Annotated in this window: 19 protein-coding genes and 1 pseudogene; all 20 read left to right on the forward strand. The window is 45.5% G+C overall.

Annotated features, from left to right (window positions below):
* Positions 1–46 precede the first annotated feature (46 nt).
* The 20 genes and pseudogenes from GVN20_RS21110 to GVN20_RS21205 all read left to right on the forward strand — a co-directional run bounded on the left by GVN20_RS21110 (position 47) and on the right by GVN20_RS21205 (position 25,539).
* Positions 47–394 carry a TolC family protein gene (locus tag GVN20_RS21110; protein WP_310586843.1) on the forward strand — a complete coding sequence of 116 codons (348 nt, stop codon included), beginning with the start codon at positions 47–49 and terminating at the stop codon, positions 392–394.
* Positions 395–396: 2 nt separating this feature from the next.
* Positions 397–1,539, forward strand: a complete 1,143-nt coding sequence (locus GVN20_RS21115) for an efflux RND transporter periplasmic adaptor subunit (RefSeq protein WP_166560263.1) — start codon at positions 397–399, stop codon at positions 1,537–1,539.
* Position 1,540: 1 nt separating this feature from the next.
* The gene (locus GVN20_RS21120) at positions 1,541–2,773 is read left to right on the forward strand and encodes an ABC transporter permease (protein WP_166560264.1); all 1,233 of its coding nucleotides are present in this window, start codon (positions 1,541–1,543) and stop codon (positions 2,771–2,773) included.
* Positions 2,774–2,829: 56 nt separating this feature from the next.
* The gene (locus GVN20_RS21125; protein ID WP_166560265.1) at positions 2,830–3,561 is read left to right on the forward strand and encodes an ABC transporter ATP-binding protein; all 732 of its coding nucleotides are present in this window, start codon (positions 2,830–2,832) and stop codon (positions 3,559–3,561) included.
* 667 nt (positions 3,562–4,228) lie between these two features.
* Positions 4,229–4,627 (forward strand): SDR family NAD(P)-dependent oxidoreductase, encoded by a 399-nt coding sequence (locus tag GVN20_RS21130; protein ID WP_229599142.1) that lies wholly within the window; start codon positions 4,229–4,231, stop codon positions 4,625–4,627.
* Positions 4,628–4,636: 9 nt separating this feature from the next.
* Positions 4,637–5,890 carry an L-fucose:H+ symporter permease gene (gene fucP, locus GVN20_RS21135; protein ID WP_166560266.1) on the forward strand — a complete coding sequence of 418 codons (1,254 nt, stop codon included), beginning with the start codon at positions 4,637–4,639 and terminating at the stop codon, positions 5,888–5,890.
* A 2-nt stretch (positions 5,891–5,892) separates the two neighbouring features.
* Positions 5,893–6,234 (forward strand): annotated as a pseudogene (locus GVN20_RS21140) (L-rhamnose mutarotase).
* Positions 6,231–7,379 carry an alpha-hydroxy acid oxidase gene (locus GVN20_RS21145; RefSeq protein WP_166560267.1) on the forward strand — a complete coding sequence of 383 codons (1,149 nt, stop codon included), beginning with the start codon at positions 6,231–6,233 and terminating at the stop codon, positions 7,377–7,379. The pseudogene GVN20_RS21140 and the gene GVN20_RS21145 overlap by 4 nt, the downstream one beginning before the upstream one ends.
* A gap of 21 nt (positions 7,380–7,400) precedes the next feature.
* Complete coding sequence (locus tag GVN20_RS21150; RefSeq protein WP_166560268.1) at positions 7,401–8,717, forward strand: gluconate:H+ symporter; 1,317 nt, start codon at positions 7,401–7,403, stop codon at positions 8,715–8,717.
* Between the two features lie 87 nt (positions 8,718–8,804).
* The gene (locus tag GVN20_RS21155) at positions 8,805–9,377 is read left to right on the forward strand and encodes an RNA polymerase sigma factor (RefSeq protein WP_166560269.1); all 573 of its coding nucleotides are present in this window, start codon (positions 8,805–8,807) and stop codon (positions 9,375–9,377) included.
* Between the two features lie 100 nt (positions 9,378–9,477).
* Positions 9,478–10,584 carry a FecR family protein gene (locus GVN20_RS21160; RefSeq protein ID WP_166560270.1) on the forward strand — a complete coding sequence of 369 codons (1,107 nt, stop codon included), beginning with the start codon at positions 9,478–9,480 and terminating at the stop codon, positions 10,582–10,584.
* A 187-nt stretch (positions 10,585–10,771) separates the two neighbouring features.
* On the forward strand, positions 10,772–14,197 hold the full coding sequence (locus tag GVN20_RS21165; protein ID WP_166560271.1) for a SusC/RagA family TonB-linked outer membrane protein: 3,426 nt from the start codon (positions 10,772–10,774) through the stop codon (positions 14,195–14,197).
* 32 nt (positions 14,198–14,229) lie between these two features.
* The gene (locus GVN20_RS21170; RefSeq protein WP_166560272.1) at positions 14,230–15,678 is read left to right on the forward strand and encodes a SusD/RagB family nutrient-binding outer membrane lipoprotein; all 1,449 of its coding nucleotides are present in this window, start codon (positions 14,230–14,232) and stop codon (positions 15,676–15,678) included.
* 62 nt (positions 15,679–15,740) lie between these two features.
* The gene (locus GVN20_RS21175; protein ID WP_166560273.1) at positions 15,741–17,603 is read left to right on the forward strand and encodes an FAD-dependent oxidoreductase; all 1,863 of its coding nucleotides are present in this window, start codon (positions 15,741–15,743) and stop codon (positions 17,601–17,603) included.
* Between the two features lie 29 nt (positions 17,604–17,632).
* Positions 17,633–19,006 (forward strand): FAD-dependent oxidoreductase, encoded by a 1,374-nt coding sequence (locus GVN20_RS21180; protein ID WP_166560274.1) that lies wholly within the window; start codon positions 17,633–17,635, stop codon positions 19,004–19,006.
* A 9-nt stretch (positions 19,007–19,015) separates the two neighbouring features.
* Positions 19,016–20,902 carry an FAD-dependent oxidoreductase gene (locus tag GVN20_RS21185; protein ID WP_166560275.1) on the forward strand — a complete coding sequence of 629 codons (1,887 nt, stop codon included), beginning with the start codon at positions 19,016–19,018 and terminating at the stop codon, positions 20,900–20,902.
* Between the two features lie 8 nt (positions 20,903–20,910).
* A complete protein-coding gene (locus GVN20_RS21190) occupies positions 20,911–22,305 on the forward strand; it encodes an FAD-dependent oxidoreductase (protein ID WP_166560276.1) in 1,395 nt (464 codons plus the stop codon).
* 76 nt (positions 22,306–22,381) lie between these two features.
* Entirely contained in the window at positions 22,382–23,623 is a 1,242-nt protein-coding gene (locus GVN20_RS21195; protein WP_166560277.1) for an MFS transporter, read from the forward strand.
* A 161-nt stretch (positions 23,624–23,784) separates the two neighbouring features.
* Entirely contained in the window at positions 23,785–24,381 is a 597-nt protein-coding gene (locus GVN20_RS21200) for an RNA polymerase sigma factor (protein ID WP_166560278.1), read from the forward strand.
* Between the two features lie 66 nt (positions 24,382–24,447).
* Positions 24,448–25,539, forward strand: coding sequence for a FecR family protein (locus tag GVN20_RS21205; RefSeq protein WP_166560279.1), 1,092 nt, complete (start codon positions 24,448–24,450; stop codon positions 25,537–25,539).
* Positions 25,540–25,700 lie beyond the last annotated feature (161 nt).

Here is a 25,700-nt window from a genome sequence, read left to right on the forward strand (position 1 = left end):
GTAATCACGCTTCAATACTTATCCACAGCTGGCCTAATTATCCATCATTCAATGGCCTTCTTTAGCATCATTATACACAAAAGCGTATTTTGATTATGAGTTGGCAAAGAAAAATACCCAACAGGCACAAATCACGGCCGATTTAACAACAAGGCAATTGGTCAATGATTTTGAAAAGGCTGTTTCGCAACTGCAAAGTCATGTCGATGTTCTTGAGATTCAGCAAGATACCTACGAGAAAAACAAAAACCTTTATTCAGAAGGACTTATCAGCATTGACCGAACATTGACCAGTTTCAATGCCATGCTCAACGCCCAATACAGCCTTATTTCTTCAAAGGTGAGTGTAATGCTCGCCCAATCAAAAATTGTTTTTAACAATAAAATCAGGTAACAATGAAAAGTAGATTGATAGTATTCATCGCACTTGTGGGTCTGTTGAGTGCTTGCGGCAAAAAAAACCAAGAAACCAAACCCACTCGTAAAGATGTAATCGAAACGGTCTTTGCCTCGGGTATTTTGGAAGCTAAAAATACCTATACACTCAAAGCACAAACGGATGGCTATCTGTCAGCGGTCAATTTTGAAGAGGGCCAGATCGTGAGTGCAGGTAAAATATTGGCAGTGGTTGACAACAAAGAGAGCGGTTTCAACCGGGAAAGTGCTGGAGAATTGTACAGCATTGCCCAAGCCAACACCCAAAGCAATGCCCCGGCTTTATTGCAGGCCCAAAATGACATCAACCTCAATAAACAAAAAATGGAGCAGGATCATGTGCAATGGCAACGCTATAAAAAGCTTTGGGAAAGCAACAGTATTGCCAAAATAGACCTTGAAAACAGCGAATTGCAATACAAAACTTCAAAGACCAATTATGAAAGCTCGCTCGAAAATTACAGGGAAATCAAGCAACAAGCCGAACAGCAAGTGATTAGCAATAGGGCATTGAAAGAAGTAAATACTGTGGTGTTGAGTAAAAATCAGATCAAAGCGCAAAAAAGCGGCAAAGTCTATAAAAAATACAAGCAGACAGGCGACTACGTTACCCGTGGCGAAGCCATTGCTTTGATTGGCGAGCCGGCCGATATTTATGCAAGGGTAAATGTGGATGAGAGCAACATTGGCAAAATCAAAGTTGGCCAAGAGGCATTGGTGCAACTCAATACCCACAAAGACAAAACCTACAAAGGTACAGTAGCCGAAATTTTGCCTGCTTTTGACGAAAGTACTCAGTCGTTTATCTGCAAAATCACTTTCAATGAAGCCCTTGACTTTTCTATTGTAAACACCCAATTACAATGCAATATTACGGTGGCTACCGCCAAGAACGCCCTATTGATACCCAGAAATTTCGTTGATTTTGGGGGATTTGTACAGGTAAAAGACAAGAAAGAAAAGGTAAAGATTACGATCAAATTTGCCAGCAGTGATTGGGTACAGGTACTGAGCGGAATTACGGATAGTACGATTTTAATCACAGAAAATATTGAAGCTAACGAAATAGTCACTTCTGAAGTAGGGTCACAATTAAAGCCGTAGAATGAAAAAGAACATAAATATAGACATTGCTTTTACACATATTTATACGAGGAAAAAGCAAACCATGGTAGCTGCATTGGGAGTAGCTATTGGAGTAGGCATGTATTTATTCATGAATTCGTTGGACGCTGGTTTCAGCAAATATTCCACTGACGAAATATTCAAAAATAATGCCCACATAAAAATTTATAAAAATGATGAAATAAGCAAACCTTTGACTACAGATGATAGCTCAGGTTTGCGAGTTATTATCAATCCCCAGATTACTACTTTATCAAAAAAAATCATCAATCCGGAGGCATTGTTAGCTGCGGTAAAAAGCCAACCCTACGTTACAAACGCTATTGCTCAAGTAAATTTTGATGCATATTATAACCGGGGCAAAGCCCAAATAAAAGGTACGGGGAACGGAGTGAACATGATAGAATATGCTCAAATGTTTAATACCGATAAATATATGGTGGCAGGTAACACCGAAGCATTACAGGGTAACCTCAACGGAATCATTATTGGCAGTGGTATTTCTGAAAAACTGAGTTTAAGTATAAATGATAACATAACCGTAACCTCTTCTTTCGGGATCGTAAAAGTGATGAAAATCGTGGGAATATTTATGACAGGCAGCAGCATGAATGACAACACCAAATCCTATGTGAACATAAGCACAGCACAGCAGTTTATAAAGGAAGGGCCCTCATTTGTGAGTACACTTTTCATCAATACCCGTGATGCCAATAACCCAGAGCCTTTTGTCCAGAAATTACAGCAATTGACTTCCTATACGGTAGAAGACTGGAAAACAAGCAATGCAGATGTTTTAAGTGGCAACAACACCCGTGAAACCATGATGGGAGCTATTTCAATGGCTATTTTAATTGTGGCTGGATTCGGAATTTACAATATTTTGAGTTCAACGATTATTCAAAAAATAAATGATATAGCCATACTTAAAGCCACAGGTTTTAATGGCAACGATGTAGTGAAAATATTTATTGTTGAGGCTATTATTATGGGAATAATCGGAACGGCGGTCGGTTTGCTTTTGGGCTCAGTTTTAATTGCCATCATGTCAAATATCTATATGGGTGGCCCGGTTGGCTATTTTCCCATTGGTTTTGAGATTACACTTTTTATCAGAAGCTTTATTTTAGGTATGTTAATAACTCTTTGTGCCGGATATTTCCCTGCTCGCAAAGCCGCAAAAGTTGACCCCGTTGAAATTTTCAGAAAGTAGCACCTTCGACCCCCATCTTCTCTTTTAAAAAAAGATAGTTAAAAGACAGAAAATAAATGAATACATTGATAGAAAAAACCTCCATCGGGGGTTTGGAGGTTGTTTTAAGCACCCGAAATTTAGGAAAATACTTTTATGACCCCGTGAAATTTAAAGCTTTAGACAATGTCAGCTTTGATGCTTACGAAGGCGAGTTCCTGACCCTTGTGGGCAAAAGCGGCTCGGGCAAATCCACCCTTCTGTATTGCCTGAGTACGATGGACACCGTCTATGAAGGCGAATTGTACATCAAAGGTGAGAAAATAACGGGTAAAAAGCCCGATGAGTTGGCCGCTATTCGCAATGAAAATATCGGTTTCGTTTTTCAATTTCACTATCTGTTGCCCGAGTTTACGTGTTTAAAAAATGTAATGATCCCCGCTCGAAGATTGGGGAAATACGGCTACGAAGAAATAGAACATAAGGCTTATGAAAAACTCAAAATATTGGGTTTACAAGACCAGGCGCTTAAACCGGCTTCCAAGTTGAGCGGTGGTCAACAGCAAAGGGTAGCCATCGCCCGGGCGTTGATCAACGACCCCGCCATTCTGATGGGAGATGAGCCAACTGGAAATTTGGACAGTAAAAACTCGGCTGTTGTGTTTGATATTTTCAAAGAGATTTCGAGCCAATACGGCCAGACCATCATAGCAGTAACCCATGATAATGACTTCGCCAAAGCTTCTGACAGAACCATAGAATTGGCCGACGGTAGGATAATCGATCAGGACAAAAATGATTTTGAGTGAACCTTTCAGCATTCAGCCTTACCTGTATGCGCCTAACACGGTATTTTCAGTAGTATCCGATTGATTAGGAGTGTTAATAGGGTGGTGTAGTCATTTGCTGTAGCTTATCGATACGAGCCGGTTGCGGTGTTTGTACTTCATGCGTATTTTAGGGCACCAGATGATTTGAACACCTTAATTTTTATATATAGGGCGGAGAGGCTTCTTAGCAGGTTTTTTTTAGGATGAGACGCTCCAAGGCATGTTGATCCGGGACCTAATGACGAATCCGTAGCACCGCCTGGGTTATTCAGTCGTTAGCTTTTAACTATCTCTAAGCGTTTTGATACTTATTTGCTAAAATATTGGAAAATATTGCCAATTCATCGGTATACAACTATGGCTAAAGCCCATTTCTTTGCATGAAATTAGTCTCCATTGTTTTACGTCCTGTCATTAAAAAAAAACAGAACGAATGTGCGGAATCGGAGATATATTGAGACAACCGCTGTGCGGAAGTATTTCTAAATTAATGATGCTGTTGAAAGTGTACAATAAAAGTAGATAGATGCCCTTGACAAATCAATCTCCGGCAAATTTTGTTGGGGATTGCTTCTTTTGCGGCAAACGACACCTTATTGAGCAGACATTTTAAATCACTCGACGACCAGTAATTTGTAACCTGAGCATGTTTCAACTGACCAATAAAATTGCGGTAATTACCGGCGGAGGAAGTGGTATCGGCAAAGCCATTTCCATTCTTTTTGCCCGCATGGGAGCTACCGTTCATATCTTTGAGCTGAATAGCGAGGCCTCAAAAGAAGCCGTGAGGCAAATAACTTATGACGGAGGCCGGGCCTTTGCTCAAGTCTGTGATGTGACCAATCAACGTGAAGTGCTGACCGCGTTCAACAAGATCAAACATATCGACATTTTAGTCAATAATGCAGGAATTGCACACGTCGGTAAGATGGAAACCACCTCTGCTGAGGATTTTGACCGAATCCTGAACGTCAATGTCAGGGGAGTCTATAACTGCCTGTATGCGGCGGGTATTCATTTAGACCGTTCACTCAGTGAACCTTAAATCTTTACGATGAAAAATGCCAAACCGAATTATGTCATTCCTTTCGCTTTAGTGACAAGCCTTTTTTTTCTGTGGGGTATTTCAAATAACCTGACGGGTATCCTGATTCCGCACTTACGAAAAGCGCTTTTACTGACCAACACGCAGTCTACTTTCGTGGATACGGCCGTTTATTTGGCTTATTTTTTAGCGGCCATTCCGGCGGGATCAGTGCTGAAGCGCTTTGGTTATAAACATGGGATTATTACAGGGCTGTTGGTTTTCAGCGCAGGAGCGTTTTTGTTCATTCCCGCCGCCGATAGCCGCAGTTTCAGTCTCTTTCTGTTGGGGCTGTTTATCATCGGCTGTGGACTGACGATGCTCGAAACGGCGGCCAATCCGTACGCCACCAAACTCGGTGATCCCCAAGGAGCGACCGCTCGCCTCAATTTAGCCCAGTCCTTCAACGGTCTGGCGGCTTTTCTGGCTCCCATGATCGGTACGCTGTTTATTCTTTCGGGAAAAGAATACTCTGCGGCAGAACTTGCCGCCATGCCGGTGGCAGAAAAAATGGCCTATCTCACCGCCGAAGCTGCTTCCGTGAAAATGCCTTACCTGATTTTGGGGAGTTTTCTGCTGGTGCTGGCCGTGGTTTTTGCTGTGCTGAAATTTCCCGAATTTAAAGAAGGAACCGGCGGAGTATCTTCGGGCAGCATTGGCAAAGCCCTCAAATATAAGCACTTGGTTTGGGCTGTCACAGCCCAGTTCTTTTACGTGGGAGCCCAGGTCTGCGTAACGAGTTTTTTTATCAGAATGGCTGTTTCGGGCGGCGGAGTGGACGAGAAAACGGCAGGGTATTATCTCGGGGTATACGGTCTGCTGTTCATGTCAGGCAGGTTTATCGGAACAATCATCATGCGGTATATTCAACCCGCAACCCTTCTTTCCGTATACGCCTTACTCTGTATACTTCTCAGCGGTGTGGCTATTTTTGCCGAAGGTAAAAACGTGGTACTGGCTTTGGGCGGTTTGGGATTTTTTATGTCGATCATGTTTCCGACGATATTTTCACTGGGTATCAAAGACCTGAACGAAAATACCAAACCCGCCTCTTCGCTAATTGTCATGTCTATCATTGGCGGGGCTATTTTTCCAGTAATCATGGGTAAGATCATTGACAACGCCGGTGATGATATTCAGAAAGGTTACGTTGTTCCTTTGCTGTGCTTTTTTATGGTTCTTTTTTTCGGCATGAAAGGCCATCAACCTAAAAACTCCATATAAATATGAAACAATTCTGTTTAGCTTTGGATTTAAAAGATGATGCCGGGCTGATCGCCGAATACGAACGGTTGCATCAGAATATTTGGCCTGAAATCTAAGCGTCGATCATTGATTCGGGTATTGTGAGCATGGAAATTTACCGTATCGGCGTTCGCCTGTATATGATCATGGAAACCGCCGATAATTTTTCCTTTGAGGCAAAACGGAAAGCAGATGCCGAGAACCCGAAAGTCAGGGAATGGGAAGATTTTGTATGGCAATACCAACAGGCCTTACCGATGGCCAAAGAAGGAGAAAAATGGCTGATGATGACTAAAATTTTTGATCTGAAAAATAAATCATGACACCACTACAGTACAATACCGATTATCCGTCAGTTGATGACCTGATACGTATGGCCAAAAAGCGCGTTCCCCGCTTTGCCTTTGAATATTTGGACGGAGGCTGCAATGAGGATGTAAATCTGATCAAGAATACGGCAGAACTCCGGGAAGTGGAATTAAAACCCTACTACCTTTCCAAGCATACGGGCTCCACCCTCAAAACCGAACTTTTCGGACATATCTACGACGCTCCTTTCGGGATCGCCCCCATCGGATTACAGGGGTTGGTGTGGCCCAATGCCCCGGAAATATTGGCAAAAGCGGCTTTACAGCATAATATCCCCTTTATTTTAAGTACCGTTTCCACCGCTAGTATCGAGCGAATCGGTGAATTGACCGAAGGAAAGTTTTGGTTTCAGTTATACCATCCCAAAGAAGATACGTTACGGGACGACATCCTTGACAGAGCCGAAGCGGCAGGCTGCAAGGTACTGTGCGTCCTGTGCGATGTACCCAGTTTCGGGTTCCGCCCCCGCGACATTCGTAACGGCCTGGCGATGCCGCCCAAAATGTCTTTGACTAATTTTCTGCAGATTTTCGGTAGACCCGCCTGGGCCCTGAATACCCTCTATCATGGACAACCCGGTTTTGCCACCATGAAAAAATACATGCCCAAAGGCTTGAATATGAAAGCGCTGGGCGCTTATATGAATCAAACGTTTTCGGGACGGGTCAACGAAGCCAAAATCGCCGCCATCCGTGACCGATGGAAAGGAAAACTGGTACTGAAAGGAGTGGCAAGCGAGGAAGATACCGAATTGGCCGTAAAACTAGGGCTGGATGGTATCATTGTCTCCAATCACGGAGGCCGCCAATTGGACGCGGCTCAATCGGCGATAAAATCGCTCCTGCCGATTGTTGAAAACTATAAGGGGAAAATCAAAATTATGATGGACAGTGGCGTTCGTTCGGGACCCGACGTAGCCCGTACCCTTGCAAGCGGAGCAGATTTTGCCTTTATGGGCCGCACCTTTATGTACGGGGTGGGTGCCCTGGGCAATGAAGGAGGCAACCATACCATCAGTATGCTGAAAGTGCAATTGCAGCAGGTAATGGATCAGATATGCTGTGAGCGGGTGGAGGACTTTCCGAATTTTTTGGTTTGAACACCGTAATCTGATTCTTTTATGGCCTTAATTATCACTGTTTGCGGACTTATCCTACTGGTTTTATTCATTTCCTATTTTAAAGTTCATACTTTTTTAAGCTTTATTGTTGTCTCTTTGGGGGTTGGTCTGGCTTTGGAGATGCCACCACAGGCCATTCTGAAAGCCATACAGCAGGGAATGGGAAGTACGTTAGGATCGATTGTGTCCATTATTGCCCTTGGGGCAATGCTCGGAAAATTGGTTGCGCAAAGCGGGGCGGCACAACGTATTTCGACCGAAATGGTGAAGTTTATCGGCACAGATTATGTACGCTGGGCGTTTATGATCACGGGTTTTATCGTAGGTTTACCTTTGTTTTATTCCGTGGGTTTTATGCTTTTGGCTCCATTGGTCATCACCTTTGCCTATCGTTTCAAACTCCCTGCCGTTTACATCGGGCTTCCCATGCTGGCCTCGCTTTCCGTAACGCAGGGGTATTTGCCCCCGCACCCTGCTCCCCTGGCGATTGTAAAGCAGTTTAATGCCGACATGGGTTTGACCCTTTTCTACGGAATCATTGTGGCGATTCCGGCCATACTGATTTCGGGGGCACTGTTCGGGGTAACGCTGAAAAAATATACAACCCTTCCCAATCCGGCTTTCGTTGCTTCCGATTTGCCTGAATCAGAAATGCCTTCGCTGTTCAGCAGTCTTTTTTCGGTGTTATTACCCATTGGGTTAATCGGTGCAACGACTGTTCTTTCCTCCTTTCTGCCCGAAAATTCATTTCTTTTTGAGGCACTCGGTTTCATCGGCGACTCCACCGTAAGCATGTTTATTTCGGTATTGGCGGCCGTGTATCTGCTGGGTATCCGGCAAAACCGAAAAATGGCGGAGATAACGGCCCTTTTGGGAGATTCCATCAAAGACGTAGCCATGCTTTTTCTGATTTTTGGGGGAGCGGGAGCGCTGAAACAGGTCCTGACAGATGGCGGGGTCACCCAATCCATTGTCGAACAGATGCAGCATTCCACGCTTCATCCGCTTATTTTGGGGTGGGGGATGGCCGCTGTCATTCGGGTGGCGGTAGGTTCATCCACCGTTTCAGGTATTACAACGGCTGGATTTATGGCTCCTTTGCTATCCACAACGCAGACCGAACCGCACCTGATGGTGTTGAGCATCGGGGCGGGGAGCATGATGTTTTCGCACGTAAACGATGCTGGCTTCTGGCTTTTTCGGGAATACTTTCAACTATCCTTGGCAGATACCCTCAAAACCTGGTCGGTGATGGAAACGCTGGTTTCGGTATCAGGTTTGTTAGGCGTGATGCTGTTAAATGCAATAATCGGTTGAAATTCATCGACTTCTTTACAAAGTTTAATTTTTTCCTACTTTTGTTGAATTTAATGCGACATTGAGGAATCCGTGATAAACGTAACAATGACCGACGAAACCCTTTGGCAGGCGGTACGTGAAGGCAGCGAAACTGCCTTTGAGGCGTTGTATCGTCGGTATTTTCAGGTACTCTTCAGTTATGGAAAACGCATTCACCAAGACGAAGATGCGGTAAACGATGCCATTCAGGATCTGTTTGTGGATATTTGGCGCAGTCGTCATTCGTTAAGTCAGGCCCAATCGGTTAAATTTTATCTGATTCGTTCGCTTCGTCGAAAAATTCATCGCTCGCTCAAAGCCGATTTTCTCCATGGTGAAGAATGGGGAAAGGTAGAAGAGTCGTTTTTACCGATGGAAGACTCACCGGAAACCTTATTTACCCATGAAGAAGATACCCTGATTCAGTCAGAAAAGTTAACGGCCTGGTTGAGTCAATTACCCCCCCGTCAAAATGAGGCGCTTCTGCTTCGGTATTATCATAATTTTGAGTATTCAGAAATTGCCGACCTTCTTCATATCAAAGAGCAAACCGCCCGTAACCTTGTTCAGAAAGCCCTTCAGATCCTTCGTAAACTGGCTATTTCCTTGATTATCATTGCCGTGCCGTTTTTTTTATGATTTTTTCAATTTTTTTTTCGATTCAGGAGGTTGAAAACCTTCCTGATTGTCTCTTTCTATACAGAATGGGAATAGTACCATTATTTCCAAAATAGTCACCATGAAATATTCGCAATTCACCACCAGCGATTTTATAGAAGATGCTCATTTTCGGCGATGGGTTCAATTCCCCACGGCCGAATCTTCGGCTTTTTGGGAAGATTTTTTACAACGGCACCCTGAAAAAAAGCAGGAAATTACCGTTGCCCAAAATATATTGTTGACCCTTGAAGCGCAGGTGGAGAGCGGTTTCTCCACAAAAGCAAATGAAGACAGGGTGTTTCAGCAGATACAGCAGCAGCTCGGGGAAGAGCAGGAGGTTAAAATCCGTCGCTTACCGGTGTGGGCTCGTTGGGCAGCGGCGGCATCAGTGGTATTGGTGATGAGCTGGTGGTTTGTAAATCGTCAAACTGCCCCTATTGAGTTGACGTATGAAGTGAATCGGGAGCAGTCCGAATCACCATTAACAGAAAAAGTAAACGATACGCCCAAACCCATTCTTGTCACGCTTGCCGACGGAAGTTCCATTTTTCTAAGCCCCAAAAGTAGGATAAGTTACGCCAAAACCTTCAACGAAGGGAGTAAACGAGAGGTGTATCTGAGCGGAGAAGCATTTTTTGAAGTGGCCAAAAATCCAAATAAACCATTTTTTGTGTACGCCAATGAATTGGTCACCAAGGTACTGGGTACAAGTTTTAATGTAAAGGCGTTTCCCGAAGATAAAAATGTAGAGGTTAAAGTTCGGACGGGTCGAGTAGCAGTTGCTGTAGCCGAGAAAATCAGTAATCGGAAAAATATCAGCAATAGAGAACGTGAGGGCATAGTGTTGTTGCCTAATCAACAGGCAGTCTTATCACGGCAGGAAATCCGGTTGGTAAAGTCGTTGGTAGAAAATCCAACTTTACTGAGTGCCACTACACCCACACCGATGCGGTACTCATTTGTGTTTGAAGCTGCCCAGGCTTCTGATGTATTCAATATGATTGAAAAGGCCTACGGGATTGACATGGTGTTTGATGAGGAAATTTTCTCCAAGTGCCAGTTTACCGCCGACTTAACCGACGAGTCACTCTATGAAAAACTGGATATTATCTGTAAAAGTATTGAAGCCAACTATCAGATTTTAGATGCTCAGATCATTATTTCGGGCAAAGGCTGTGCCAATTAACCTATTATTCACCAAACACAAAGCTGAATGAACTGAACCGGTACCTGATTATCCATTAAAAAAAGAGAAGTCGGCAATGCACCACCATCACCGACTTCATAAGCCCCTATCGCGCGAACGACATCTGTAGTGTACAGATGCGGGGGTGTTTTGTCAAATTTTTCGTTTAACAAAAACATTCAAATCTATGAAAAAAAGTAACACTGCCCGGCATTGGGCGGTTAAAATCATGCAATGGTCCTTTATACATCTGTGTATTGCCCTGATTTTTGCTAATCTTTCGTTTGCTGATGACGCAGCGGCGCAGGAGGTGCTGGAGCGTCGTATTTCGATTCAGGTTACCAATCAGAACATTAATTCAGTACTTTCCGAAATTGAAAAAATTGCCGAAGTAAAGTTTTCGTACAGTCCCAATCTCATTCGGGCATCCCGTAAAATTACGGTAACTGCCTCCAACGAGAAACTTTCGGCGGTGTTGGAAAAACTGCTGACTCCCCAAAAATTGTCTTACGAAATTGTCGGAAGGCAGATCATTCTCAAACGGGGAATATCGGAAAAAACCCAAACCGGACAACTTGAGCTCCCAAACGCATTTCCCCAAATGCTCGACCAAATCATTACAGGAACCGTCACCGATGAAAGCGGTTCCGGATTGCCTGGGGTAAGTATTTTGGTCAAAGGAACCCAACGCGGCACCACGACGGATGCTGGTGGTAAATACAAAATAGACGTACCCGATGGCAGTGCAGTTTTGGTGTTTTCGTTTGTGGGGTATTTGTCGCAGGAGGTAGCGGTTGGGAATCAAAGCCAACTCAACCTAAGCCTTAAAGTAGATACCAAGACGTTGGATGAGGTAGTGGTTACGGCATTTGGTATCAAGCGCGACCAAAAGGCCTTAGGATATGCTTCACAAAAAGTAGCCGGTGAACACATATCAGCCGTCGGCAATACCAACATTCAAAACTCATTGCAAGGGAAAGCAGCGGGGGTCCAGGTACGATTGAGCAGTGGCATGCCGGGCCGTCCTGCCCTGGTAAATATCCGGGGCTCCCGTTCCATTACGGGTTCAAATGAGCCTCTGTATGTCATTGACGGTTTACCCGTGGCGGCCGGGGGGCGTTCCATTGATTTCAATCCTGCGGATGTGGAATCAATGGATATTTTGAAAGGACCGGCGGCGGCGGCCCTGTATGGCGTAAGGGCGTCGAACGGGGTGATCGTTATTACGACCAAAAGCGGCAAAAACGCCAATCGCAAGCCTACTGTTACGTTTGAATCACAATTTGCTCAGGATAAAGTTAGTTTTTTACCCAAGTTGCAATACGAGTACGCACAGGGAAATAACGGTGTGTTTGATCAAAACGGATTATTTGCCTACGGCCCCAAAATCAGTACACTCGGTACCTATACCAATTTGTTGGGTCAGCAGGAACAGGCCGCTTCGTACCGAAATATGGAGGAGTTTTACGGAACGGGTTCTACTTTCAATAATAATTTGGAAATAGCACAGGGTGGAAGTTTCGGCAACTACGCCATTGGGGTAGGCCGCACTGACCAAACGGGGGTGATTGCCAATACCGGCTTGCAGCGCACCAACATCAAATTCAACGGATTGTTGACCCCGTTTTCGAAATTCAAAGTAGGTGTCTCCATAAATTATGCAGATATTAACGTTAATGACTTTCCCGATGAGGTAGGAAACGCTGCTTTTTTTCGTACTGTTTACGAAACTCCACCTTCCTACAACCTGAAAGGAAAACCTTATGCCGAGGCCACTGACCCTTACCGGCAAATCCTGTTTCGAGCCGCCCAAAACAACCCCTATTGGATTGTAGAAAACAACTTTCGAAACAGTCGGACTGCACGCACTTACGGAAACCTGTTTTTAGAATATCAATTGGCCAAAGGCTTGAAGGTGACTTATAGGGTGGGCTTGGACAATTTTAATACCAAAATCGAAACTTACGACGAATTGGGCACGGGGCCGACAGGAAGAACAAATCCACCAAGCGGAGGGAAATTTTTATTGCAAAACCAACAGGAAACTCAGCTTAACTCTAACTTATTTTTGAGTTATGACCGAAATTTGACCAAAGATTTGGTACTGAATGTGATTGCAGGAAATGAGTTGTTTGACATTCGTCGTACCAACAACAGCACCAATAGTGCAAATCTGGTAGTGGGCGACTGGCCCAACATTGCCAACGGCACAACCATTACCGCCAACAACAGCAACAACGCCCAACGAGTTGTAGGTTTTTACGGCAATGCAAACCTTGGCTACAAAGAAATGTTGTATCTGAACCTGTCGGCTCGGCAGGATTATGCCTCCAATTTACCTTCAGGCAAGCGCTCTTTTCTGTATCCTTCAGCAGGGTTGAGTTTTGTATTGACTGAAGCCGTGCCATCACTCCAAAACCTGTTTACTTTTGCCAAACTGCGAGCCAACTACGCCGAGGTAGGTCAATTGGGACAGCTTTTCGTCAATGGCGTAGGCTACTCGGCTGCCAATCCTGGGTTTCAATTTCCGCTCAACGGAGTGGCTGGGTTTTTGCCAAGCAGTACCAGCATCAGTTCTACGCTTCGCCCTGAAAACACCCGTAGTGTAGAATTGGGAACGGAACTGCGTTTTCTAAAAAATCGAATCAGTGTTGATTATACCTATTTCAGAAGCCTATCCGACGGACAGATATTTGGTATTCCGCTGCCTCCTTCCACGGGTTTTGGCAGTCAGGTGAATAATGCCGGAAAAATGCTTTCGAGGGGGCATGAAATTATGCTTCGTCTGACTCCCCTGAAAAACTCCGACTTCCATTGGGACTTCAACGTTAATTTCTCGAAATACAAAACCACCGTTGAAGAACTGCCCTCGGGCCTGACCCGCATTTTGCTGGCAGATGCCCAATCAAAAGTTCAACTGGTGGCAGAAAAAGGACAGGTGTATCCTTCTTTCTACGGTCGTCCCTACCAACGAGACCCTGCTTCAGGCCAAATTGTGGTAAGTTCCACCAACGGAATTCCATTGCAATCACCGACACTGCAAATTTTGGGTACACCCAACCCTGACTTTGAATTCAATTTTATCAACTCGTTTCGGTTTAAGTCTTTGACCTTTGGTTTTCAGGTAGATTGGCGCAAAGGGGGGCTGTTTTATTCTCAGTTACAGGACGAATCAAGGGTAAGGGGTTTATCAGAAGCTACGCTCGACCGGGAGATTCAACAGGTGATTCCCGGCAAAAAAGGAAGGTTTGTAAACGGGGCCTTGGTAGTAGAAGGTGATAATGACGTTGCCATTTACAAAACCAACACGTATTGGGCCGCATTGAGTGCCAACCATGAATCTAACTTAGACGATGCCACGTTTGTTCGATTACGGGAAATAAGCCTCAATTATGATCTGCCTGCTGCAATCACCAAAAAAATTGGTATGTCAAGGGCAAGTCTTTTTTTGACGGGCCGTAATTTGTTCCTGATTACCAACACGTTTGTTGATCCCGAATTGAACATGACGACTAATTTTTCAGGAGCCAGTACGGGTAATTCGGTGGGAATTGAGTGGTATCAACAACCCCAAACCCGCAGTTTAGGAGGAGGGATCCGCCTCAAATTTTAAGTAACGTTTTACAACCATATGCTTCAATTCCAATGAAAAAGACCCTATACTTCAGTGCTTTCCTGTCACTTATTCTCAGTGCGTGCTCAGACGAAAAACTCAATGAGATTGACACTAATCCCAATATCATTTCTGACGCACCATTGAATACCATTCTCCCTGCTGCTCAAATGATGGTATTTCAACGGGTGGTAGGCAGCATTTCCATCATTAGTGGCTATGCTTCAGAACACACCAATTTCACGGGAGTAAATACGGCTACCAAATTGCAGATTGGCGGTGCTTCTACCCTCGGCGTAAGCGGTGGTACCAACTGGACGAGTGGTTTTCAGGCGATACGCTATTTCAACGACGTTAGAGCCAAAGCTGATAAACAGCAACGTCAGGGCTATGCGGCCATTGCCGATATTATGTCGGCTTATACTTTATTACTTTTGGTAGATACCTACGGTGATATTCCTTACAAAGAGGTAGGTCTGGAGAGTATCATTCAGCCAAAGTTTGACAAAGCCCAGGACTTATATGCCGAAATGCAGAAATTGCTCGATGCAGGTATTCAAAAATGCGACCAGGCAACTACGGCGGCCACTCGCCCGGGAAACGATGATTTGGTGTTTAAAGGCAATATGACGCTTTGGAAAAAAACGGCTTGGGGCCTGAAAGCCCGTTTGTTAAATCGCCTGAGCAATGTAAGCCCCAAAGATGCCGATGTTTTAACGGCTATCGGGAATTCGTTTTCCTCTGCCGAAAACTTCACGGTCACGGGTTATCAGAGCAATCCTGAAAACGCCAATCCCATTGCCAACAACTTTATGAATGCCTCTACCATTGTGATAGCCGACGGAATTGTCACGGCCATGAAGTCGTTTCTTGAATCAAATGAAGATGTGTTGGCCGACCCGAGAGCCAATATTTGGTTTACCAAAATTGGCGGTAAAGTCATAACGCCCCCCACAAGCAAGGCAAATACCGACGTAACCCTCAACGGTACGCTGTATTCAAAACCTTTGTATCTTCAAAACCGTACTTCACCTTTGCCCTTATTGACTTACACCGAATTGAAATTTATCGAAGCTGAAGCTCAATTGCGTTTGGGTGATAAAGCCAAGGCATACACCGCCTACGATGCAGCCGTGCGGTCGGCGATGGCCCAATCGGCTGTTTTTAACTCAGCAGCGGCGATTACTGCTGCTCAAATCAACGCTTATTTGGCCCGGCCAAAAGTGTTGATGGGAGTTGATAAATTGACATTGAAAGACATTATTACCCAGAAATACATATTCCTGTTCGTGTTTCAAAGTCAGGAAGCGTATAATGATGTCCGTCGTACGGGCCTGATTACCCTCAACGACCCTGATGGTACCGCAAAACGCTTTCCGTATCCGGTAGATGAAATCTCCCGTAACGCAAACGCTCCGCAGGTATCTGACCAGAATACTGTGTATCAGGACAATGCTCGCTTGTTTTGGGCTAAACTTTAACCAATCTCATTCTGTTTCTGAGCGATTGAGTTCAGAAACAGAATCTCTTTATTCACAATTTGATGATGAAAGCAGTCCTTGCTTGCTTAATTTTATTCCTATCGGTTATTTCGTTTGGACAGACTCCCAAACAATTTGACGTGGTGGTTTACGGTGCTACGCCTGCGGGTATTGCCGCTTCGGTCAATGCGGCTCAATTGGGCGTAAAGGTAGCCCTGATTGAAGAATCCAATCACATTGGCGGACTCACCTCCGGTGGATTATCATTTACCGATTTTCGCACTTTTGAGGCAGTGCAGGGCACATTTCGAGAATTTATGAACCGTGTATTGGCTTATTATACAAGTACTTATGGGCCTGAATCACAGCAGGTGAAAGATTGCTATCGAGGGGCTTATTATGAGCCGAAAGTTGCTAAATTAATTTTTGAGCAAATGCTGTCGGAGCAGCCTAATATTGAGGTTTTTACCAATTACAGACTGGAAAGAACGGAAAAAAAGGGCAACCGATTGACGGGGGTAAGCTTTGCCTCTACCGCAGGAAAAGCGCCGATTATGACCAAAGCAACGGTTTTTATTGATGCCACCTACGAGGGCGATTTGATAGCAAAAGCAGGCTGTGCGTATCGTTTGGGCAGAGAATCCAAAGAAGAATTTGGGGAACGATATGCTGGAAAGGTCTTTATGGAAGATGGAAAATTTTTGGCAGGAAGCACGGGGGGCGGCGATAAAGAAATTCAAAATTATAATTTCAGAATTTGTATGACAAAAGACCTGGCCAATGCTATTCCAGTACCTAAGCCCACTAATTACGTCAGAGATTCCTATTTACCATTACTCGAAGAAATAAAAAGCGGCAAAATCAGGCAGTTTAACCTCAATTTGGTCACCATACGTTCAATTCCCAACAACAAAGCCGACGTAAATGACCGTCATTTTGCTTCGTTGAGTTTGGCCTTGTGGGGTGAAAGTCATACCTGGCCCGAAGGCAGTCCGGAACACCGAAAGATGCTTTATGAAAGACACAAAGACCATGCTTTGGGCTTGATTTATTTTGTTCAGAATGATAGAGAAATTCCTGCGTCCATTCAGGCCGAAGCCCGAAATTGGGGTTTGCCCAAAGATGAATATACCTACAACGAAAACTTTACTCCTGCCCTCTATGTACGGGAAGGGCGAAGATTGGTCGGTAGTTATATTTTCAAAGAGCAGGATACCCAACAAGCCTCCAACAGCTTGCGGGCACCCCTGCAAGCCAATTCCATTGCCGTGGGTGATTATGGGCTGAATTCACACGGAACTGGCAAACGAACCGCTTTTCACCCTACTATTCGTGATGGGCAGTTCAGTGCGGCGTTTTCCAACGTGCCGCATCAGATTCCTTATGGAGTGATTGTACCTAAAATGATAGATGGTTTGTTGGCCCCCGTGCCTATTTCAGCAACGCACGTGGGTTACTCTGCCCTGCGTATGGAGCCTATCTGGACTGCTTTGGGGCAGGCAGCCGGCGTAGCAGCGGCTTTGGCAATCAAACAAAAAGTACAGTTGAGAAATGTGAAAGTACATGAAATTCAGGAGATTTTGCACGAAAAGGGAGCGATAACGATTTATTTTTCTGATGTGTTGCCTGGTTCTCCTTTTTTCAAAGCTGCTCAATATTTCGGTCAAAAGGGCTTTTTAGTAAAAGTACCTGCCATTGATACTGTCCATTTTGAAGACCATTTAAAGTTTATTCAAGGGCAATTTACTGCCGCTTTTCCGCACCATTATGTATATCCCCATCAAAAAATGAATCAGAAATTAATGAATCATTGGTTAGAAATCATCAGCTATAAGGCTACTGATAGCGAAAAGGAAATTTTTTTGACCATGACCCGTGGGGATTTTTTGAATGAACTGTATCGAAAATTCAAAACTCACAAATAAATTCTAAAACGATTTTAATGAATACCATTATGGAACGCAGGCATTTTTTAAGTACGGCTTTGCTCAGTGCGGCAAACCCACTACTGCAATCATTTTCGGCACCGGATGCTCATACGGCAGCCGCTTTGCAAGAATCAGCCCGTGAAATCCCCGTTACGGGAGAATACGATGTCATTGTCTGCGGAGCAGGCCCGGCGGGCGTTTCCGCAGCAATTGAAGCAGGCCGAAACGGGGCAAAAACCCTTTTACTGGAAGTCCATGGGTGTTTGGGAGGTGTTTGGACATCGGGTAATCTGACGTGGATTATTGATAACCAAAATAAACCCGGCCTCATGCGCGAAATCATGCAGGACTTGACCCAACGGGGCGGCAGTGCCACCATTTCGGGTGGAGACAGTTTTGGATTTGATGCCGAAGAAATGAAGGTATTGCTCGAAGAATATTGTCTGAAAGCCAACGTAACCGTTCGACTATTTACCCGTGTGGCAGCAACCGCCAAAAAAGACAACCGTCTGACCCACATTGTCACTGAATCTAAATCAGGACGGGAAGCCTGGGCGGGTAAAATCTTTATTGATTGCTCAGGCGACGGTGATTTGGCAGCACAGGCCGGCTGCAAATACGAATACGGCGGCAGCGACGGCGTTGGGCAGCCCATGAGTTTGTTATGTTTAGTGAGCGGCATTCACTACAATGAAATCAAGCCGTTTGTGCGAGATGCCGAAGACAGCAAAATAGGTACACCTTCTAAAAAAAGATTGGAAAATGAAATTATTCGAGGAGGAGTAAAACCTTCTTATACCCGTCCCGGCCTGTACCCCATTCGGGAAGATCTGTATATGTTGATGACCAACCACGAGTACGGATTTAACGGCACCGATGCCAATCAGGTTTCTTTGGCTACGCTGCGGGCGAGAGCCGAGTTGCACAAAATCGTGAATGGGCTACGTGGTTTGGGCGGCGTTTGGAAAAACCTGCGGATTGTGGCCACGGGGGAGCAGATAGGTGTTCGGGAGGGGCGTCGGATTCACGGGCTTTACACCGTTACCCGTAAAGATTTAATGGAAGGTGCCCGCCAACACGATGCCGTGTGTCGGGTCAATATGGGCGTAGATGTTCATTCCGTCAAGAAAGATGATGAATCCAAAGGCAGTTACAGTCGTGGGGTAAAATTGTTGCCTTATGATATTCCGATGCGGGCATTGATTGCTTCTGACGTACAGGGGCTGATGATGGCAGGGCGGTGCATCAGCGGCGATTTTATTGCCCATTCCAGCTATCGAGTAACGGGCAACGCCGTGCCGATGGGACAGGCGGCAGGAAGAGTAGGGGCGATTGCCGCCTTATCGAATAGGCTTCCACAAGAGGTAAAATGGGAAGAAGTAAAATGGCAGGTTGAATAAAAATAAAGCATGATAAATTTACGCATAATAATCGTTTTATTGTTAACAATAGGTACTTGGGCGAAAGCCCAAACCAAAACCGACGTTGTCATTTACGGGGCCACGCCCTCGGGTATTTTTGCCGCCATCAATACCGCCCGTCAGGGGCACAGTGTGGCTTTGGTGGAAGAATACAAACACATCGGCGGGCTGATGTCGGGCGGACTGTCATTTACTGATTTCATCTCACAGGAAGCATTAAGTGGTACTTTTAATGAATATCGATTCAGGGCATTGGCCTATTATGAAAAAAGGTACGGCAAAAACTCCAGGCAGGTAAAAGAGTGCTATTTCGGCGTGAATGCCGAGCCGCACGTAACCGAATTGATTTTCGGGCAAATGTTGACAGAACTGCCACTGATAAAAGTATATACTCAACACCGAATCACCAGGGCTTTTGTTATAAAAAACAAGCGGGGTGAATCAAAAATACAATCGGCAACTTTTATTAATTTGTTTGATAAAAAGCCGATTGCAATTTCAGGTAAAGTCTTTATTGATGCTACCTACGAAGGGGATCTGGCCGTAGCGGCAGGAGCGGAATACCGGGTCGGCAGGGAGTCACGACATGAGTTTTGCGAACGCTTTGCGGGGCATATTTTCTCGAAAGGCGGACAGATTCTGACGGGCGGTACGGGTGAAGGCGACAAAAAAGTGCAGGCCTACAATTTCCGCATCATCATGACTGATTCGGTCGAAAACAGCCGAAAAGTGGAAATGCCCCAAAACTATAACCGTGAAAAGTATTTACCGATTTCCCAAGTATTTAAAAGCGGAAAAGTAAAGCAAATTTTTACTCAAAGTGCCGAAGGGATTTTACGGGTGCAGCCCATCGCCAACCGCAAGGCCGACATCAACGACATCAAAAATGCCCCCGTGCGTATGTCGTCGTTGGGGAAAAATTATGAATATCCCGACGGAAGTACCGAAGTTCGTTCACGTATCATTCAGGAGCACCGCGAACATATTTTGGGCATGATTTACTTTCTACAAAATGATGAAAGTATTCCTCCTGACATTCGCAGAGAAGCGCAAATTTGGGGATTGGCCAAAGATGAATTTACGGATACTGACGGGGCGGCCCCCCGCAATTTCCCGTATCGTCTTTACATCCGCGAAGCTCGTCGGATCATGGGTGACGTGGTTTTTACCGAAAAAGATACCTATCAGGCACCTAACTCCATTCGTTCCGTATTAAATCCAAATACGGTGGCCATTTGTGATTACGCCCTCAATTGTCACGGAGTTTCGGCCCCTGGGCCTGTCTATGCAGACATGACCGAAGGAGATTTTAACTTTGTCCCGCAGCCTTTTCAGATTCCTTACGGGGTGATGTTGCCTAAGAAATTTGAGAACTTACTCGTGCCCGTAGCTGTTTCGTCGAGTCACGTCGGTTTTTGCGGAATCCGTTTAGAACCCACCTGGTCGGCATTGGGGCAGGCGGCAGGATTGGCCGCGCATTTGAGTATCAAAAACGGCGTGAAGGTAACCGCAGTAAAAGTACAGGAATTACAATCCCTGTTGTTGAAAAACAAGGCTAAAATCATCTACGTGAGTGATGTGGACGCCGATTCGCCCTATTTTGAAGCCGTTCAATATTTTGGGGCAAAAGGTTTCTTTCACGAGTTGTACCCGCTGGAACAGGTTCAAATCAAGCCTCGGACTGTCCATAAATTGCAATACATGGATGCCATAGACTACCATAACCTTGAATCGGAGAAAGTACTGGAAGAGATATTGGCCCTGCATTGGATCAGGAAACTGCCGGATGGTCAACAAGCCGATGCGAAGAAATTATACCAATCAAAACTCTGGAAAAGGGGCGAATTTTTGAACAACCTTTACCTTAAAAAATAACGATACCCATGCTAAAAAGAAGAGATTTTCTGAAAACGGGGGCTTTATCGGCTTTCGCTCCCATGTCAACGTTGGAAGCGGGCAACTTAAAAAAAGATGCACAAACATTTCAGGAACCCAAGCGTGATTTACCCGTCGTAAAAGAAACCGACGTAATTGTCTGCGGCGGCGGGCCGGCCGGAATCGGTGCGGCGTTGAGTGCAGCTCGAAGCGGGGCCAAAACCACTTTGATAGAAGTTCACGGATGTTTGGGCGGGGTCTGGACGGCGAGTCTGTTGAGTAACATCATTGATCATGAAGGCAAGCCTGGCATCATGAAAGAGATCATTGACCGCTTGGATGCTACCGATGCCCAATATACAGCCAAGAAATACGATGCCGAACGAATGAAATGGACACTCGAACAGCTGTGCTGGGAAGCGGGAGTGGAGGTTCGCCTGCACACCCGCGTCACGGCTGCTTACAAAGGCAAAAACAATACAATCGATTACATCGCCACCGAGAGTTTTTCGGGCAGGGAAGCCTGGAAAGCGAAGGTATTTATTGATACTACGGGCAACGGAGAACTTGCGGCCCGGGCCGGCTGCGGGTTTGAAATGGGTGAACCCCAAACGGGCAGAGTCCAGCCCATGTCATTGATGGTCATTTTGAGCGGTTTAAACGAAGATGATCTGGTAAAGGCGGGTTATATTAAAGGCTACGGCAAAGACGGTTCTCCTTCAGAAACGGGCAAGAAAAAATTGCACGCTGAAATTCAAAAAACAGGGATTGATGCCAGTTATTCCATGCCCTCCTTTTTCTCCATCCGTCCCGATATGGTGGCCCTGATGGTCAATCACCAGTACGGCGTATCGGCCACGGATGCAGGGGCGGTTTCACAGGCGACCGTGGAAGCCCGTAACGAAGTCAATAAAATCATTGACGGACTGCGAAAGTCGGGAGGCATGTGGTCGAATGTTCGGATTGTGACCACCGCCGCCCAAATCGGTATCCGGGAAGGACGCCGCATTCACGGACTCTATACCCTGACCAAAGAGGATCTGATGCGGGGAGCTACCTTTGAAGACGGTGTGTGCACGGTCAGGTTCGTGGTGGATATTCACTCGCTGGTTAAAGGTGAAGGCGGCGGTTACGGCAGTGGCGGAGTAAAAATGAAGCCTTACCAAATTCCGTTGCGCTCATTGATTGCCAAAGATGTGAATAACCTGATGATGGCCGGTCGGTGCATCAGCGGTGATTTTTACGCCCACGCGAGTTACAGGGTCACGGGAAATGCCGTTCCCATGGGCGAGGCTGCCGGGAAAGTAGCCGCCAAAGCGGCCCTGAGCCATCGGTTACCCAAAGACGTGCAATGGCAGGAGGTGTATGGTCTTCAAATGAATAAAAAACACAAAACTCACTAAGGGTTTTTGCCCCGATGTACGTCCTGTATAAACGGAGGATTCCGTACGGATGTTTTTTTCAGTAAACTCAATTCAAATGCATAACACGTTAACCCAAAAAACCACTCTCCAACATTTATTGAGTATCCCCGTCATTGTTGCCGCGTTAGGCTATTTTGTAGATATTTATGATTTACTGCTTTTCGGCATCGTGCGCATTCCCAGCCTGGAATCCATGGGGCTGTCGGCCGCCGAAGTTTCCACCACGGGGGCCTCCATCCTCAATTGGCAAATGACGGGTCTTTTGCTGGGCGGCATCCTGTGGGGCGTGCTGGGCGATAAAAAAGGACGTTTGTCGGTACTGTTCGGCTCTATCCTTACCTATTCCATTGCCAACATTGCCTGCGGCTTTGTGCAATCGCCGGATATGTACAAAATACTTCGTTTTGTAGCGGGCATCGGTCTGGCCGGCGAATTGGGTGCGGGCATCACGTTGGTTTCAGAAATATTGCCTAAACAACTTCGGGCCATCGGGACCTCTTTGGTAGCTGGCGTCGGCCTGTTAGGCGCTGTGGCTGCGTATTTTACGGTCGAGTTTTTTGATTGGCGAACTGCCTATTTCATCGGCGGGGGCATGGGCATCACGCTGTTGCTGCTGAGGCTGGGGGTGTTTGAATCGGGGGCCTTTGAAGCCATCAAATCGCAGAAACGGGTTGAAAAGGGCAACTTTTTTTCGCTGTTTACCAGGCGCGAGCGGTTGATAAGATACCTGAAATGTGTCGGCATGGGCCTTCCCACGTGGTTTGTGATCGGCATCCTGGCTACCTTCAGCAATGAATTCGGCAAAGCGTTGAATATCTCTGAGCCAATCCTGCCGGGCCTTTCGATCATGTGGTGCTACATCGGCCTGTCGGCGGGCGATCTGGCAAGCGGTTTTTTAAGTCACGGTCTGCGTTCCCGCAAAAAAGCGGTGCTGTATCTGATGTTGTTTACAGCGGTCTTTACGGGGGTATATCTTTACGGAGGAGTTCAAACACCATCAATGCTTTATGGACTTACCGTGCTGCTGGGGTTTGGCATTGGCTATTGGGCCATGTTTGTGACCATCGGAGCAGAGCAATTCGGCACGAACCTTCGGGCCACGGCGGCCACGACCATTCCCAATATGGTACGGGGTACGGTGGTGTTGATGACTACGCTGTTCGGTTATTTCAAAAGCGGGTTCAGCGTAATTGACTCTGGTGCTTTGGTAGGAGCACTATGTTTTATGATCGGACTTTACTGCACGCTGACCATTGCCGAAACCCACGATAAAGATCTGGACTTTCTGGAAAAATAGTAGATAGGTTAAATGAACGACATTAACCCCTGCCGGGCTTCCGCCAGGGGTTTCTTATTTTGTTGGCCAGTTTAGGGGTTTTTACATGAAAAAAACAATTTATTTGTAGAATAAATCAATAAGTGTCTATTTTTGGGTTGATTCTAAACGCGTCACGGCAATTGATAACTACCCAAAATGATATACAGCTTTGGCAGGCCTTCAAAAAAGGAGATCGTGAAGCGTTTGCGGAGTTATACAATCGGCACATTGAAGATTTACTCAGTTATGGTTACCGGGTTACTTCTGACCGGCAACTTATCAGGGACAGTGTACAGGATCTTTTCCTGCATCTGTGGCGAACCCGCGAAAATCTGGCGGAAACAGATTCCGTGCGTTTTTATTTATACCGTTCATTGCGAAACAGAATTGTTCGTAACAGTGAAAAAAATAATCATGTTGCCATCGACTCCGCCCATCTGTTTGAAAATATCATTGGAGAATTGTCATCTGAAGATGATCTGATTGCTGGAGAGCAATTGACTGAGCGCCATTTACGACTTAAACTGGCGATTCAGCAACTGCCTAAACGTCAACAGGAAATCATACAGTTGCGTTATTATCATGATTTCAGTTTTGAGGAAATCTCCGAAATGATGCATATCAATCAGCAATCGGTCAGAAATCTGTTGCACAAAGCCATTACCGAACTTCGGCATTATTTTACAACATTATGGTGGTTTCTGTTACCCTTCACGGCATTATTCAAAAAAAATTAAAAAAAATTCAATTAAAAAGGGTACAAAACATAAGTCAGCCGGTTTAGGGGGTAGAATGGCTTGATTATGACAAAATCATACGAAAACTACACCCTCGAAGAATTCATCACAGATGATGATTTTATCCAATGGGCCAAATATCCGACACCCGCTGCTGACGTTTTTTGGCAGAACTATCTAGAAAAATATCCCGAACAGAGTCGGGTGGTTCATCATGCCAGGTCGGCGGTGCAGCAGTTGGCGTTGGTTTCCGGTCAAAAAGCTCCTGTGGAGGAAACTCCGGGTATTTGGATGACCATTGAGGAGAACCTAAACGATTCAAGTAAACGTATATATATAGGCGTTAATTCATATTGGCGGTACATAGCTGCGGCTGCCTGTGTGCTGTTTGTGTTGGGCATTGGGTATTGGGTGACGAAAGAATCTTCTCAGCAGACCAACGCAGTGTACCAGCAATTGGTGGCCCAAACCCGCCTGCCCCTTAGAGAGGTGGTGAACAACGCCGAAACGAGCCTCAAAGTAAAGATGCCCGACGGCAGTACGGTTATGCTGGAACCCAGCAGCCGAATAAGTTATAACGAGTCATTTTCGGGACCGCTTCGCGAAATTTATTTATCGGGTGAAGCGTTCTTTGATGTCATGAAAAACCCCGAAAAACCGTGTATGGTCTATGCCAACGGGTTGGTAACCAAGGTGCTGGGAACCAGCTTTCTGATTCGGGCCAACGAACGGGAAAAACAGGTGATCGTACAGGTAAAAACTGGTAGGGTTTCCGTATTTGCCGGTAGTGTCGCTCGGAATCAGGACCCTGAAACGAAGGGAATTGTGTTAACGCCTAATCAACGGGTGACATTCGGTAAAGAAGACGAGCGTTTGACGCGTTCATTGGTGGAAAAACCGTCGGTGATTTTGACAACGGAAGAATTGCGGCATCTGTCATTTGAGAATGCACCCGTTAATGACATATTTGCCGCACTTAAAAAAGCCTATGGCGTTGATATTGTTTACGATGAAGAGGTGATGGTCAGGTGCCGCCTAACCACCTCGCTGACCGATGAAACTCTTTTTGAAAAGCTTGATATTATCTGCGAAGGCATTGAGGCTACTTATAAGGTAGTTGATGCTCAGGTGATTATATCAGGAAAGGGCTGTAATTGATTCTTAAAACGCAAACCATCTGAAATGATTCAAAAAAGAACCTGATCTTACAAAGAAAGCCGATAACGATTCCGGCGTTATCGGCTCCAAATTTCCTTCATGGTTCTTATGAACCGCATCCGATTTCCGGCGGATGTGAAGGGTAGTTTTTTGCTTCTTCT

Source organism: Runella sp. CRIBMP (genome assembly GCF_009905605.1).
Classification (GTDB): domain Bacteria; phylum Bacteroidota; class Bacteroidia; order Cytophagales; family Spirosomataceae; genus Runella.

Coding starts and splice junctions, on each gene's coding strand:
- GVN20_RS21155 (WP_166560269.1), top strand. CDS start 8,805: ATGACCGACGAAACCCTTTGGCAGGCGGTACGTGAAGGCAGCGAAACT.
- GVN20_RS21145 (WP_166560267.1), top strand. CDS start 6,231: ATGACACCACTACAGTACAATACCGATTATCCGTCAGTTGATGACCTG.
- GVN20_RS21130 (WP_229599142.1), top strand. CDS start 4,229: ATGTTTCAACTGACCAATAAAATTGCGGTAATTACCGGCGGAGGAAGT.
- GVN20_RS21180 (WP_166560274.1), top strand. CDS start 17,633: ATGGAACGCAGGCATTTTTTAAGTACGGCTTTGCTCAGTGCGGCAAAC.
- GVN20_RS21125 (WP_166560265.1), top strand. CDS start 2,830: ATGAATACATTGATAGAAAAAACCTCCATCGGGGGTTTGGAGGTTGTT.
- GVN20_RS21190 (WP_166560276.1), top strand. CDS start 20,911: ATGCTAAAAAGAAGAGATTTTCTGAAAACGGGGGCTTTATCGGCTTTC.
- GVN20_RS21150 (WP_166560268.1), top strand. CDS start 7,401: ATGGCCTTAATTATCACTGTTTGCGGACTTATCCTACTGGTTTTATTC.
- fucP (WP_166560266.1), top strand. CDS start 4,637: ATGAAAAATGCCAAACCGAATTATGTCATTCCTTTCGCTTTAGTGACA.
- GVN20_RS21165 (WP_166560271.1), top strand. CDS start 10,772: ATGAAAAAAAGTAACACTGCCCGGCATTGGGCGGTTAAAATCATGCAA.
- GVN20_RS21205 (WP_166560279.1), top strand. CDS start 24,448: ATGACAAAATCATACGAAAACTACACCCTCGAAGAATTCATCACAGAT.
- GVN20_RS21120 (WP_166560264.1), top strand. CDS start 1,541: ATGAAAAAGAACATAAATATAGACATTGCTTTTACACATATTTATACG.
- GVN20_RS21170 (WP_166560272.1), top strand. CDS start 14,230: ATGAAAAAGACCCTATACTTCAGTGCTTTCCTGTCACTTATTCTCAGT.
- GVN20_RS21185 (WP_166560275.1), top strand. CDS start 19,016: ATGATAAATTTACGCATAATAATCGTTTTATTGTTAACAATAGGTACT.
- GVN20_RS21115 (WP_166560263.1), top strand. CDS start 397: ATGAAAAGTAGATTGATAGTATTCATCGCACTTGTGGGTCTGTTGAGT.
- GVN20_RS21195 (WP_166560277.1), top strand. CDS start 22,382: ATGCATAACACGTTAACCCAAAAAACCACTCTCCAACATTTATTGAGT.
- GVN20_RS21175 (WP_166560273.1), top strand. CDS start 15,741: ATGATGAAAGCAGTCCTTGCTTGCTTAATTTTATTCCTATCGGTTATT.
- GVN20_RS21160 (WP_166560270.1), top strand. CDS start 9,478: ATGAAATATTCGCAATTCACCACCAGCGATTTTATAGAAGATGCTCAT.